At 74.3% G+C, this 12445-nt stretch carries 10 protein-coding genes and 1 pseudogene; 6 read left to right on the forward strand and 5 right to left on the reverse strand.

Features of this window, described 5'->3' with window-relative positions; translation table 11 throughout:
- Nucleotides 1-155 precede the first annotated feature (155 nt).
- The 3 genes from ACIQ8B_RS21705 to ACIQ8B_RS21715 all read left to right on the forward strand — a co-directional run bounded on the left by ACIQ8B_RS21705 (nucleotide 156) and on the right by ACIQ8B_RS21715 (nucleotide 3034).
- Entirely contained in the window at nucleotides 156-905 is a 750-nt protein-coding gene (locus tag ACIQ8B_RS21705) for an FHA domain-containing protein (RefSeq protein ID WP_403549018.1), read from the forward strand.
- A complete protein-coding gene (locus ACIQ8B_RS21710) occupies nucleotides 902-2446 on the forward strand; it encodes a protein kinase (protein WP_403548849.1) in 1545 nt (514 codons plus the stop codon). The genes ACIQ8B_RS21705 and ACIQ8B_RS21710 overlap by 4 nt, the downstream gene beginning before the upstream one ends.
- A 102-nt stretch (nucleotides 2447-2548) precedes the next feature.
- A complete protein-coding gene (locus tag ACIQ8B_RS21715) occupies nucleotides 2549-3034 on the forward strand; it encodes a hypothetical protein (RefSeq protein ID WP_403548850.1) in 486 nt (161 codons plus the stop codon).
- Nucleotides 3035-3105: 71 nt separating this feature from the next.
- On the opposite strand, the gene purH is transcribed toward ACIQ8B_RS21715, so the two are convergent.
- Both purH and purN read right to left on the reverse strand, forming a co-directional pair.
- On the reverse strand, nucleotides 3106-4668 hold the full coding sequence (gene purH, locus ACIQ8B_RS21720) for a bifunctional phosphoribosylaminoimidazolecarboxamide formyltransferase/IMP cyclohydrolase (protein ID WP_403548852.1): 1563 nt from the start codon (nucleotides 4666-4668) through the stop codon (nucleotides 3106-3108).
- On the reverse strand, nucleotides 4665-5345 hold the full coding sequence (purN, locus tag ACIQ8B_RS21725; protein ID WP_290009897.1) for a phosphoribosylglycinamide formyltransferase: 681 nt from the start codon (nucleotides 5343-5345) through the stop codon (nucleotides 4665-4667). Before purN ends, purH begins: the two co-directional genes overlap by 4 nt.
- 330 nt (nucleotides 5346-5675) lie before the next feature.
- Here purN and ACIQ8B_RS21730 point away from each other — a divergent pair, with 330 nt between their 5' ends.
- Nucleotides 5676-6449, forward strand: coding sequence for a hypothetical protein (locus ACIQ8B_RS21730; protein ID WP_403548855.1), 774 nt, complete (start codon nucleotides 5676-5678; stop codon nucleotides 6447-6449).
- Nucleotides 6450-6687: 238 nt separating this feature from the next.
- Here ACIQ8B_RS21730 and ACIQ8B_RS21735 read toward each other — a convergent pair whose 3' ends face one another.
- Nucleotides 6688-8094 carry a DUF6350 family protein gene (locus ACIQ8B_RS21735; RefSeq protein ID WP_403548857.1) on the reverse strand — a complete coding sequence of 469 codons (1407 nt, stop codon included), beginning with the start codon at nucleotides 8092-8094 and terminating at the stop codon, nucleotides 6688-6690.
- Between the two features lie 96 nt (nucleotides 8095-8190).
- On the opposite strand from ACIQ8B_RS21735, the pseudogene ACIQ8B_RS21740 reads away from it, so the two are divergent.
- A pseudogene (locus ACIQ8B_RS21740) lies at nucleotides 8191-8361 on the forward strand (helix-turn-helix domain-containing protein); the annotation flags it as partial.
- A 900-nt stretch (nucleotides 8362-9261) separates the two neighbouring features.
- Nucleotides 9262-10092 carry an RNA polymerase sigma factor gene (locus tag ACIQ8B_RS21745; RefSeq protein WP_403549020.1) on the forward strand — a complete coding sequence of 277 codons (831 nt, stop codon included), beginning with the start codon at nucleotides 9262-9264 and terminating at the stop codon, nucleotides 10090-10092.
- Between the two features lie 100 nt (nucleotides 10093-10192).
- On the opposite strand, the gene sucD is transcribed toward ACIQ8B_RS21745, so the two are convergent.
- Together sucD and sucC are read right to left on the reverse strand one after the other, a co-directional pair.
- Nucleotides 10193-11077, reverse strand: coding sequence for a succinate--CoA ligase subunit alpha (gene sucD / locus ACIQ8B_RS21750; RefSeq protein ID WP_290009902.1), 885 nt, complete (start codon nucleotides 11075-11077; stop codon nucleotides 10193-10195).
- A gap of 28 nt (nucleotides 11078-11105) precedes the next feature.
- Nucleotides 11106-12287, reverse strand: coding sequence for an ADP-forming succinate--CoA ligase subunit beta (gene sucC / locus ACIQ8B_RS21755; RefSeq protein ID WP_290009903.1), 1182 nt, complete (start codon nucleotides 12285-12287; stop codon nucleotides 11106-11108).
- Nucleotides 12288-12445: the final 158 nt, after the last annotated feature.

A 12445-nucleotide genomic window follows, 5' to 3' on the forward strand; every position in this document is an offset into this window, starting at 1 on the left:
CCCTCCGGGGCGAGGGGGACACGGCCCCGTCGTACGCACCGCCCGGCGCGCGCCGGGCCCGCCGCACACCCGTGTCGCACCCGATCGGGGGAGGTCCGGCGGCGGGGCGCCCCCCTACCCTGACCGAGTAGCTGTCAGGCATGGGGGGACGCACCGTGTACAGCATCATCGTCGTACCTCCGGCGACCGCGCCGGAGCACTCCGGCCGCCGTGACCAGTACCGTCTGGCTCCCGGCGAGCGTCTCTCCTTCGGCCGCGCCCCGCAGGGCGACGGCCTGCGCATCGTCCACGACGGCGTGTCCCGCAGAGCGGGGGAGATCACCGCGCAGGGCGCCTTCTGGCTGCTGAGCAACCTCAGCCGGGAGCAGACGTACGTCGTGGAGAACCCGGAGGGGGCGGGCGAGCACATCAAGGTCGGGCCGGGCCGCCTGGACGCCCCGGTGCCGTTCGAGTTCTCCCGGATCGTGCTGCCGGCCTGCGGCGACCTGCTGCCGCTGGAAGTGTGGGCGCCGTGCCACGATCACGTCCGCCACGACGCCGGTGACGACGGCGCCGCCACCGCGCCCGCCTTCTCCCTGGACCGCTCCAAGCGCTACTTCGCCGTGCTGGCCGCGCTGTGCGAGCCCCGGCTGCGCGGCGAGCCGCACGCCCCGCTGCCCACGGTCGAGCAGGCGGTGGAGCGGCTGCGCCCGCTGTGGCCGGCCGCGTCCCGCGCCTCGGTGCAGTGGAACATCGACTACCTGGCGGTGAAGCTGCGCCTCAAACCCGGTCCGGAGACCGCGGAGCCGGGGCCGCGGCTGAACGGCAAGAAGGAGTCGCTGGTCTCCCTGGCGCTCCGTTTCGACCTGGTCCGCGAGGACGACCTGGCGGTCCTGGCGGCCCCGCTCCGCCAGGGGGGCCGGTGACCGGGACGTACGCCGTGCCGGTGCCCAAGGGGTACCGGGTGGGCGCGTGGGAGGTGCGCGAGCCGCTCGCGACGGGCGCGTTCGGCAGCGTGTACGCCGGCCGCCGCGCCGAGGGCGGCGGGGACGGGCCGCGCACGGTCGCGCTGAAGTTCCTGCCCACCGGCACCCGCACCCCGCGCCAGCTGCACCACCTGCGCGAACTGGCCGAGCGGGAGGTGGACGTGCTGCGCCGGCTGAGGCAGCCGCGCCTGATCCGCATGTACGAGACGCTCACCGTCGACGATCCCGGCCGCCCGGAGCTGGACGGCGCCACCGTGCTGGTGCTGGAGAGGGCGGAGGGCTCCCTGTCGGCGCTGCTGGCCGCCTCGCCCCGCCCCGGCGCCGGCCCCGGCCTGCTCGCCCAGACCTGCGAGGGGCTGGCCCAGCTGCACCGGGCGGGCTGGGTGCACGGTGACCTGAAGCCGGCCAACGTGCTGCTGATGGCGGACGGTTCGGTCCGCCTCGCCGACTTCAACATGGCCGCCGAGCTGGAGGGCACCCACGCCTACACGTCCGCGTTCGCCACGCCCGACTACACCCCGCCCGAGCTGCTGTGGTCCGAGATCGGCGAGCGGGGCCGCCGGATCCGCGCGTCCGCCGACGTGTGGGCGTTCGGGGTGCTCGCCCACCTGGTCCTCACCGGCGCCTTCCCGCTGCCCGGCGCCACGCCCGCGGCCCGTCGCACGGCCGCCGCCGCCTACGCCTCCGGCACGGACGAGCTGCGGCTCTCCCCCGAGCTGCCGGACGCCTGGCGGGACATCGTCCGCGCCTGTCTGGCCCGCACCCACGAGGAGCGGATCGGCGTGGCGGACCTGCTGCGGCGGGTGCGGGAGGCGGCCGGCACGGGGCGCCCGTTCCCGCTGCCCCGGCTGCTGCCCGCCCGGCGCCGCTCCCGGCGGGCGGTCGCCGTCTCGGCGGCCCTCGCCACCGCCACGGTGGCCGCCCTCGGGTACGGCGTCGACCGGTGGGCCGCGTCCGGCGGCGAGCCGGGCGCGCGCACGGACGCCGCCGCCACGTACGGTGCCGGCGTGCTGCGCACCGACCGGGGCGTGCCGGCCGCCTACCGGCTGCTGATCGTGGAGACGGCGCACGACTGCCCGAACGAGGACGTCTCCGCGCCGCTGATCGCGGCGATGCTGAAGGTGGAGAGCGACTTCGACCCCGACCTGGCCGACCCGGTCACCGACGAGTACGGCATCGCGCGCTGGACCCCGAAGGTGCTGCGGTGGTGGATGAACGAGGACGGCACGCCCGCCGAGAACGTGCCCGAACCGCCGTTCCCGCCCGCCGAGTCGGTGCCCGCGATGGGCCGCTACCTGTGCTGGATCGCGCCGCGGCTGGACGAGGGGCTGCGGGAGGACCGGCGGGTGCTGATCGCCGCCGCCTACCGCACGTCGTGGCGCCGGGTCAACGACGCGGGGGGCGTCCCCGCCAAGTACCGCGCCTACGCCGACCGCGTCGCCCATTACCTCGAGGAGTACACCCCGCCGGGCGGGAGGTGACCCTCGCAGCTGTGAGGTACCGGGCGGCGGGATCCCCCGGCACGGTGTGAGCACACCGCCTCGGCGGTGCCACCGACCAGTTCGTCCATGGGGGAAACAGCCATGAGGGAAACAGTGAACACGTTCAGGTCCGCCGCGCTGCTCGTCGCGGCCACCGCACTCGTCGCCGGCGGCTCGGTCGCGGCCACCGCCGCCCCCGGCCCCGACGGCACCCGCGTCACCGCGCTCCGGAAGGCGGCCGAGCGGGTGGTGGGCACCGACGCGAAGCCGCGGGAGGTGACCGCCGACGCGGTCCGCTACGACGGCCTGACCGTCACGGCCGCGCCCCGGGGCGAGGCGTCCACCAAGGCCCTGTCCTGCGGCTACGGGCACCTGTGCATGGTCGTCAACGGCACGAAGTTCGACTTCTACACGTGCCGGACGTGGAAGCTGAGCAACTGGACCGGCGACGGCCCGTTCACCAACAACCAGACGCCGGGCACGGTCGCCCGCTTCTACAACAAGGACGGCAGCGTCCGCTGGACGTCCACGGCGTACGAGTCGGGCACGGCCACCTGGGACCCGATCTGGTACCTGCGCCCCTGCTGACGCGGCGGGCGTGACGGGGGGCGGCCCCGGTCCCTCCTCGGGACCGGGGCCGCCCCCCGTCGTGCGCGGGATCAGTGGAAGAAGTGCCGCGTCCCCGTGAAGTACATCGTCACGCCCGCCTTCTCGGCGGCCTCCACGACCAGTTCGTCGCGGACCGAGCCGCCGGGCTGGACGACGGCCTTCACGCCGGCCTCGGTGAGGATCTCCAGGCCGTCGGGGAACGGGAAGAACGCGTCGGAGGCGGCGAAGGAGCCGCGGGCGCGTTCGGCGCCGGCCCGCTCGACCGCCAGCTTCGCGGAGTCGACGCGGTTGACCTGGCCCATGCCGACGCCGACGGAGGCGCCGTCCTTGGCGAGCAGGATCGCGTTGGACTTCACCGCGCGGCAGGCCTTCCAGGCGAAGGCCAGGTCGGCCAGCTCGGCCTCGGACAGGGCCTCGCCGGTGGCCAGCGTCCAGGTGGCCGGGTCGTCGCCCTCGGCCTGGAGCCGGTCGGTGACCTGGAGCAGCGCGCCGCCGTCGATCGGCTTGACCTCGACCGGGGCGGACGGCGCCTGCGGGGCGCGCAGCACGCGGATGTTCTTCTTCTTGGTGAGGGCCTCGAGCGCGCCGTCCTCGTAGTCCGGCGCGACGATGACCTCGGTGAAGATCTCCGCGACCTGCTCGGCCATCTCCTTCGACACCGGCCGGTTGACCGCGATCACACCGCCGAACGCGGACAGCGGGTCGCAGGCGTGCGCCTTGCGGTGCGCCTCGGCGACGTCCGCGCCGACCGCGATGCCGCACGGGTTGGCGTGCTTGATGATCGCGACGGCCGGGGCGTCGTGGTCGTACGCGGCACGGAGCGCGGCGTCCGTGTCCGTGTAGTTGTTGTACGACATCTCCTTGCCGTGCAGCTGCTCGGCCTCGGCGAGACCGCCCGTCCCCGACACGTAGAGGGCGGCCGGCTGGTGCGGGTTCTCGCCGTAGCGGAGGGTGTTCTTGCGCTCCCAGGTGGCGCCGAGGAAGTCGGGGAACGGGGAGTCGTCGACGGGCGCGTACGCGGAGGCGAACCAGCTCGCGACGGCGACGTCGTACGCGGCCGTGTGCTGGAAGGCCTCGGCGGCGAGCCGCTTGCGGGTGGCGAGGTCGAAACCGCCGCCCTGGACCGCGGCGAGCACGTCGCCGTAGCGGGCGGGGCTGGTGACGACGGCGACCGACGGGTGGTTCTTGGCGGCGGCGCGGACCATCGAGGGGCCGCCGATGTCGATCTGCTCCACGCACTCGTCGGGCGTGGCCCCGGAGGCGACGGTCTCGCGGAACGGGTAGAGGTTCACGACCACCAGGTCGAACGGCTCCACACCGAGGTCCTCGAGCTGCTGCTCGTGGTCGGCGAGACGCAGGTCGGCGAGGATGCCGGCGTGCACCTTCGGGTGCAGGGTCTTGACCCGGCCGTCCAGGCACTCGGGGAAGCCGGTCAGCTCCTCGACCTTGGTCACGGGGACGCCCGCGGCGGCGATCTTCGCGGCGGTGGACCCGGTGGAGACCAGCTCCACCCCGGCCTCGTGCAGGCCGCGCGCGAGATCCTCGAGGCCGGTCTTGTCGTAGACGCTGACGAGCGCCCGTCGAATGGCCCGCTTGTTGCTCTCGGCGGTCACTGGATAACTACCTTTCGTCCCTCGATGCGATAGCCGTTGCGGGCGAGGCGCCCCACGACCTCGACGAGCAGCTTTCGCTCGACTTCCTTGATGCGCTCGTGCAGAGCGCTCTCGTCGTCCTCGTCCCGGACCTCCACCACGCCCTGCGCGATGATCGGACCGGTGTCGACGCCGTCGTCGACGAAGTGGACGGTGCAGCCGGTGACCTTGGCGCCGTACGCGAGCGCGTCCCGTACGCCGTGGGCTCCCGGGAAACTGGGCAGCAGGGCGGGGTGGGTGTTGACGAACCGCCCGCCGAAGCGCGCGAGGAACTCCTTCCCCACGATCTTCATGAACCCGGCGGACACCACGAGGTCGGGCTCGTACGCGGCGACGGCCTCGGCGAGCGCCGCGTCCCACTCCGCACGGGTCGCGTGGTCCTTGACCGTGCACACGAAGGTCGGCAGCCCGGCGCGCCGGGCCCGGGCCAGCCCTTCGATGCCCTCGCGGTCCGCGCCGACGGCGACGACCTCGGCCCCGTAGGCCTCGGCTCCGACGGCGGCGATCTCGTCGAGGAGCGCCTGCAGGTTGGTGCCGGATCCGGAGACCAGCACGACGAGACGCCTGGCGTGCTCGGCCACGGTGGGGCCCTTTCTCGGGGAGCGTCTGTGCGGTCGGCGGCACAGCGCTTTGTACATTCCTCCGAATGCTTCGCGCCCCCTGATACGGGGAAGCCTACGAAGCGGCCGACCGGCAGCAACGATACCGGCACCCCCGACGGGCCCCCACGGGACGGGGGCGTGGCCGGAAGGTAGCGTCTGGTGGGAGCCGGCCGGGGTACGCGAGTCCTGGACGCCGGGGCGCACGGGAACGCGGACCGCGCACCGATCGTTCACAGGGCGACGGACCCGGGCCGCGCGGAGCTGACGGGAACGCACCAGCTCACAGCTCACTCGTAGTCGATACGTCGTGCGAGGCGGTCACACCGCACCCACGCCGTGCTTCACAAAGGGGAAGACGCTCACTTGATGCCGGACCGCAGCCTGCGACTCCTCACGTTCCCCCAGCAGTCGGCCCAGGGAGGGGAGCGTGGCGCCGTGCTGCTGCGGGAGCGCCCGTCCTCGTCCCCCGACGCCTCCCAGGGCGAGGCCGGCGACGACCGCCGCGACGCCCAGGGCCAGGGGGCCGGTCAGGACGACAACCCGTTCGCGCCCCCGCCGGAGGGCACGCCCGACCGCCCCTGGCAGCCCCGTCACCCCTCGGGCGGCGGGGAGGGGGGCGGCCGTTCACCCTGGGGCCGCAACTGGAGCGACCGGCAGCCCGGCCGCTCGCCCGGCGGCTTCGGCGAGCGCCCGCGCGGCCCGGAGGGGCAAGGCGGCGGCCAGCAGGGCCCGGGCATGCGCTGGGACCCCACGGACCCGGCGCAGCGCCGCGCGCGCTACGCCCTGCTGGGCGGCATGTGGGCCTTCTTCTTCGCCCTCTTCAACTGGCCGTACCTGGCGCTGCTGCTGGGCGCTCTCGCCCTGTACTGGGGCATCAGCGCCCTGCGCGTCAAGCCCCGCGGGCAGGACCCGGACACCCCGGCGTCCGAGCAGAAGGCCCGCCCGCAGACCACGGCGGCGATCAGCGGCCTGGTCCTGGGGTCGCTGGCGCTGCTCCTGGTGGCCGGGGTCTTCGGCGCCCGCCTGGTCTACAGCGACTACTACGAGTGCACCAGCGACGCCCTCACGCAGCAGGCGCGCCAGTCCTGCGGCGACCATCTGCCGGAGCAGCTGCGCGGTCTGCTGGACGAGGAAGGCTGACGGGAAGCGCGCGGGGAGTCCGCCGGACCCCGTCCGCCCGCTCACGCGGGCGGACGGGGTCCGGCGTTCTGGGGGCCGAGCGCCACTGGCGTACGTCGAGGGCGGAGGGTGAGGTGCCGTCGCCGTCGTTGTCGTTGTCGCCGTCGTCGCCGTCGTCGTGGTCGAGGAGCAGGCAGGGCTCGTCCTGGGCGGCGGGCGGGACCGGCCGCGGGACGCCCTGCTCGTGGTTCCGGACGAGTCAGCGGCGGCGGGGGCGCCGCGTCCTTCCGGCCGGACGCGGAACGACCGGACGGCGACGGGGCGCGGCCACACGGCCCGGACGCCCGTCGCCCCCGTCCCGCCCGTACGACCGCCGGCGGCGCCAGGCCCGTACGGTCAGGGCCGTCGGGGCCGCCGTCAGCCCGAGCCACACCGCCGTCGCCGCGCCCACCTGCCACCACACCGGGCCGAACCGGGCCAGCGCGGCCGTGCCCAGCGGACCGCCCGCCAGCCCGGCGAGCAGCGCCAGCAGCATCCCGCACAGTGCCGCCGCGAGAACCGCCGCACCCGCGGTCCGGCCCGCCGTCCGGGCGCCGAGCCGCCCCCCGCCCGTCACGGACCCCCGGCCGACGAACCAGCCGACCACCGCCCCCGCCGCCAGCGGCACCGCCACGACCGCCCCGTGCAGCGCCGTGCCCGCGCCCGGGTCCGGCACCGCCGCCAGCAGCGGGAACGGCGGCAGAAGCGGCGCGTCCCGCGAACCGAACGGCGTCACCGAGGCCCCGGCGCCGAGCAGGAAGCCGGGGCCGAGGGCGTAGGCCGCCGCCCACACCGCCGCGTTCGGCAGCAGCGTGACGCAGAGGAGCGCCACCGCCACCCACCCCGACCAGCCCTCGGCCAGCCGCCCGAACGCCCCGCGGGTCTCGCCGCCGTGCCACACCAGCGACACCGTCAGCAGCACCGCCCCGCCCGCGACCAGCACCGTCGCCCCCGCCGCCGCCGCGCGCGCCGCCACACCGGGGCGGCCGTCCGGGCCCAGCACCAGGTGGCGCGCGCCCCGGGGCAGTACCGCACCCAGCAGTCGCTCCAGCGGTCCGCTGGGCCGTCCGTACGCGGTCCACACCCCCGCCCCGGCAGCCACCGCCGCGACCAGCGGCACGCACACCGCCGTCGGCGCCCACGCGGGCCGCAGCACACCGCCGGCGGCGTGGAGGGCGGCGGGGGCGCCGACGGCGAGGTAGCCGAGGACGACGCCCGCCCACGCGGTACGTCCGGGCACCAGCGGGGCGTCGTCGCGGGCGCCTCCCTCGGCGGTGTCCCGCGCCGCCCGGTGCAGCAGCCACAGCGGCACCACGAGGAGCAGCAGCGGGGGCACGCCCATCGGGGCGGGGGCGCCGGAGAGGGTGTCCACACGGACCAGTTCGGCGCCGTGCGCCAGCAGCCAGAGCGCCGCCGCGACGTGCAGGGCTCCACCGGGTCCGCTGTCCGGGTACGGCGAGCTGACCCACAGCAGCATCACGAGCACGGTGAACGCCGCGAGGCCCAGCCCGGCCGCGAGGGCGCCACCGACAAGGCCGGAGGCCAGTCCGGGCGAGCGGCGGCGCCGCCGGAGGAGCAGGGAGGCCGGCGTCGATCGGCGTACGGTCGTCTGGATCACGCCCGCCATGCTCCCAACGACACGCGCTTTTCCGGTGTAACGAGCGAAGACCGGCTGTGTCGCTAAAAATACGCTTATGTGCTTTTTCGTACTGAGGGACGTCCAGTGACACGGCGCCCCGCCATCCCGCTCCCCCCGCCCAAGGAACGCCGACGCCTGCGTGAGGCCGGCTCGCTGACACGCGCTCAGCTCGCCGGACGGCTCGGCGTGCGCCCCGACACGGTGCGGGCGTGGGAGTCCGGCCGCAGCACGCCACGAGGCCGGAACCGCAAGGCGTACGCGGACCTGCTGACCGCCCTTGCGACGGAGAGTCAGCCGGCTGGTCGGCCCGCCATGGTGACGATCCGTGCGACGGCGGCCGGAAGCGGCGACGGCTCGGACCGGGGTACGCCCACCGACCCCGCCGCGTTCGTCCTGGCACCGGTGCCCGGGATCACGGTGACGACCTCTCCGACGGAAGCGGACACGCCGTCACCTCCGGTCCCGCCTCCGCCGCCGGAGGCCCGGCCGTCCCCTGCCGGCGGCCCGTGGCCGGAGGCCGGGGCAGGTGCAGCGGAGCCGGCGGCCGGTCCGACGCCGGGAAGCGGACCGGTGCCCGAGGGTGAACCCGCGCCGCACGGCGAACCGGTGCCGGAAGACGGGGCGAATCCGGATGCCGAACGGGAACCGGCGGACAAGCCGGAACCCGGAGCCGGACCGTCGCGAGAAGCGGGACACGGGTCGGGCGGCGGCCGGGAGCCGGAAGACGCGTCCCCGCCGGGAGGCGGACCGGAGCCGGAGAGCGGACGCGTGTCGGAAGGCGGGCCGGGTTCGGAAGACGGGCCGGGTTCGGAAGACGGGCCGGGTTCGGAAGACGGGCCGGGTTCGGAAGACGGGCCGGGTTCGGAAGACGGGCCGGGTTCGGAAGGCGGAGCCGAGCCGGAGGACAAGCCGGGGTCGCGGGACAAGCCGGGGGCAGAAGGCAGGCCGAGGTCGGAGGGCGAGCCGAGGCCGAAGGACGAGCCGGGACCGAAGGACGAGCCTAGGTCGGAGGGCGAGCCGGGACCGAAGGACGAGCCGGGATCGAGCCGCGGCCGCTCGTCCGGGACCGGGTCGCGGAGGCGGAGGGGGCCGTCCTGGGCGCGGGCGTTGTTGCCGGGGCGGGGCGGGCGGTCGGCGGGCAGGGGCCGCGCGTCGGTGACCGCCCCCGCCCCGCGGGAGGCGTCCCCGTACCTGGCGCCCGCTCAGGCCTTCGACGCGCTGTACGCGTACTGCGCGCCCACCCTCGTCCGGCAGGCGTACCTGCTCACCGGACGGCGCGACCTCGCGCACGAGTCCGTGGAGCGGGCCTTCCAGCGGGCGTGGGACCACTGGCCGGAGGTGGCGCGCGACCCGGACCCGGCCGGCTGGGTGCGCGCGGCCACGCACGACTGGGCCCTCTCCCCCTGGCACCGCCTCCGCCACCGCTACCGGCACCCCGACCCCCCGCCGCCCGAGGAGGAGGACCGCGTGCTGCTGGACGCGCTGCTGAGCCTGCCGCCGCCGTACCGCCGCACGCTCGTGCTGTACGACGGCGTCGGCCTGGACCTGCCCGAGACGGCGGCGGAGACGGAGGCCAGCACCCGGGCGGCGGCCGGGCGGCTGATGTGCGCGCGGGAGGTCCTCGCGGAGCGGCTGCCGGAGCTGGCCGATCCGGGGGAACTGCACGACCGGCTGGCGGAGCTGGCGTCCACCGGACGGACGCGGGCGGCGGAGCCGGCGGCGGTGCGCGGCGGCGGCGAGCGCCGGGCGCGTCTGCGGACGCGGACGGTGACGGCCGTCACCGTCGTCCTGATCGGCAGCACGGCGATGACCCTGCACACGGCGCCCACGCACTACGTGCCGCCCGTGCCGCCGGGCGAGACGGTGCGGGGCCTGCCGCCCCGGGTGGCGCCCGGCCCGCTCCCGGACGAGCGGCGTGAGCTGCGCGCTCGGCTGCGCGAGGCCCTGCTCGACGGCCCCGAACGCCTGACGCCCCAGGCCCGCTGACCCCACCGGGCGGGGCAGGGGCGGTACGCGAAGACGGGTGGGCCCGCCCCCCACCGCGGGGAACGGGCCCACCCGTACGATGCGCTGTCGCGCCGGCGGTTCAGCCGGCGAGGATCGCGCGCGCCAGCTTGGCGGTCTCGGTCGGCGTCTTGCCGACCTTGACGCCGGCGGCCTCGAGGGCCTCCTTCTTCGCCTGCGCGGTGCCGGAGGAACCGGAGACGATGGCGCCGGCGTGACCCATGGTCTTGCCCTCCGGCGCGGTGAAGCCCGCGACGTAGCCGACGACCGGCTTGGTCACGTTGTCCTTGATGAACGCCGCGGCACGCTCCTCGGCGTCACCGCCGATCTCACCGATCATCACGATGAGGTCGGTCTCGGGGTCGGCCTCGAACGCGGCGAGCGCGTCGATGTGCGTGGTGCCGATGATCGGGTCGCCACCGATGCCGACGGCGGTCGAGAAGCCGATGTCACGCAGCTCGTACATCATCTGGTACGTCAGCGTGCCGGACTTCGAGACCAGGCCGATGCGGCCCGGCTTGGTGATGTCGCCCGGGATGATACCGACGTTCGACTGGCCCGGGGTGATGATGCCGGGGCAGTTCGGGCCGATGATCCGGGTCTTGTTGCCCTTCTTGCCGGCGTGCGCCCAGAAGGCGGCCGTGTCGTGCACGGCGATGCCCTCGGTGATCACGACGGCCAGCGGGATCTCGGCGTCGATGGCCTCGACGACCGCGTCCTTGGTGAACTTCTCCGGCACGAAGATGACGGAGACGTTGGCGCCGGTCTTCTCGATGGCCTCCTTGACGGTCCCGAAGACGGGTACCTCGGTGCCGTCGAAGTCCACGGTCTGACCCGCCTTGCGCGGGTTCACGCCGCCCACGACGTTCGTGCCGTCACCGAGCATGAGCTTGGTGTGCTTCATGCCCGTGGCGCCGGTCATGCCCTGGACGATGACCTTGCTGTCCTTGTTGAGCCAGATAGCCATGGTGTGTTGGTGTCCTCGTCCTGAGTGCTTACTTGGCGGCGTGGGCCAGCTCGGCGGCCTTGTCGGCCGCGCCGTCCATGGTGTCGACGCGCTGCACCAGCGGGTGGTTCGCGTCGGTGAGGATCTGCCGGCCGAGCTCGGCGTTGTTGCCGTCGAGGCGGACGACGAGCGGCTTCTCGACCTTCTCGCCGCGGTCCTCCAGCAGCTTCAGGGCCTGGACGATGCCGTTGGCGACCTCGTCGCAGGCGGTGATGCCGCCGAAGACGTTGACGAAGACGGACTTGACGTCCGGGTCGCCGAGGATGATCTCGAGGCCGTTGGCCATGACCTGGGCGGAGGCGCCACCGCCGATGTCCAGGAAGTTGGCCGGCTTGACGTTGCCGTGCTTCTCACCGGCGTACGCGACGACGTCCAGGGTGCTCATGACGAGACCCGCGCCGTTGCCGATGATGCCGACCTCGCCGTCGAGCTTGACGTAGTTGAGGTTCTTCTCCTTGGCGGCGGCCTCGAGCGGGTTCGCCGCGGCCTTGTCCTGGAGCTCCTCGTACTCGGGGTGACGGAACTCGGCGTTGTCGTCGAGCGACACCTTGCCGTCCAGGGCGATGACGTCACCGGAGGCGACCTTCGCCAGCGGGTTGACCTCGACGAGGAGGGCGTCCGACTTGATGAAGGTGTCCCACAGCTTGATCAGGACGTTCGCGACCTTGTCCGCGACCTCGGCCGGGAACTTGGCGGCCTCGACGATCTCGCGGGCCTTGGCCTCGTCCACACCGTCGATGGCGTCGATCGCGATCTTGGCGACGGCCTCCGGACGGGTGGCCGCCACCTCCTCGATCTCCACGCCGCCCTCGACGGACGCGATGGAGAGGAAGGTGCGGTTGGCACGGTCGAGGAGGAAGGAGACGTAGTACTCCTCCAGGATCTCCGGGGCCGTCTCGGCGATCATCACCTTGTGGACCGTGTGGCCCTTGATGTCCATGCCGAGGATGTCCGTCGCGCGGGCGACGGCCTCGTCCGGGGTCGCGGCGAGCTTCACGCCGCCGGCCTTGCCACGGCCGCCGACCTTCACCTGGGCCTTGACGACGGACTTGCCGCCGAGACGCTCCGTGGCTGCGCGGGCCGCCTCAGGCGTGTCGATGACTTCACCGGCCAGCACCGGTACATCGTGCTTGGCGAAGAGGTCCCTCGCCTGGTACTCGAACAGGTCCACGCGCTTCCGTCCCTATCAGTGATCTCGCGGTTCGTTGGATGCGTGGGCGTGCCGCGAAGGGCAACGTGACGTCCGCTCTGTCACAAGGGAGGCGCACACGGTGTCCGAGCGCGCGGCATGTCCGCCTCGCAGGTTATCGCCGCACAGGGGGAGGCTCT

Origin of the sequence: Streptomyces sp. NPDC096105, assembly GCF_044763335.1 — a bacterium.
In the GTDB taxonomy this organism is placed as follows: Bacteria; Actinomycetota; Actinomycetes; order Streptomycetales; family Streptomycetaceae; genus Streptomyces.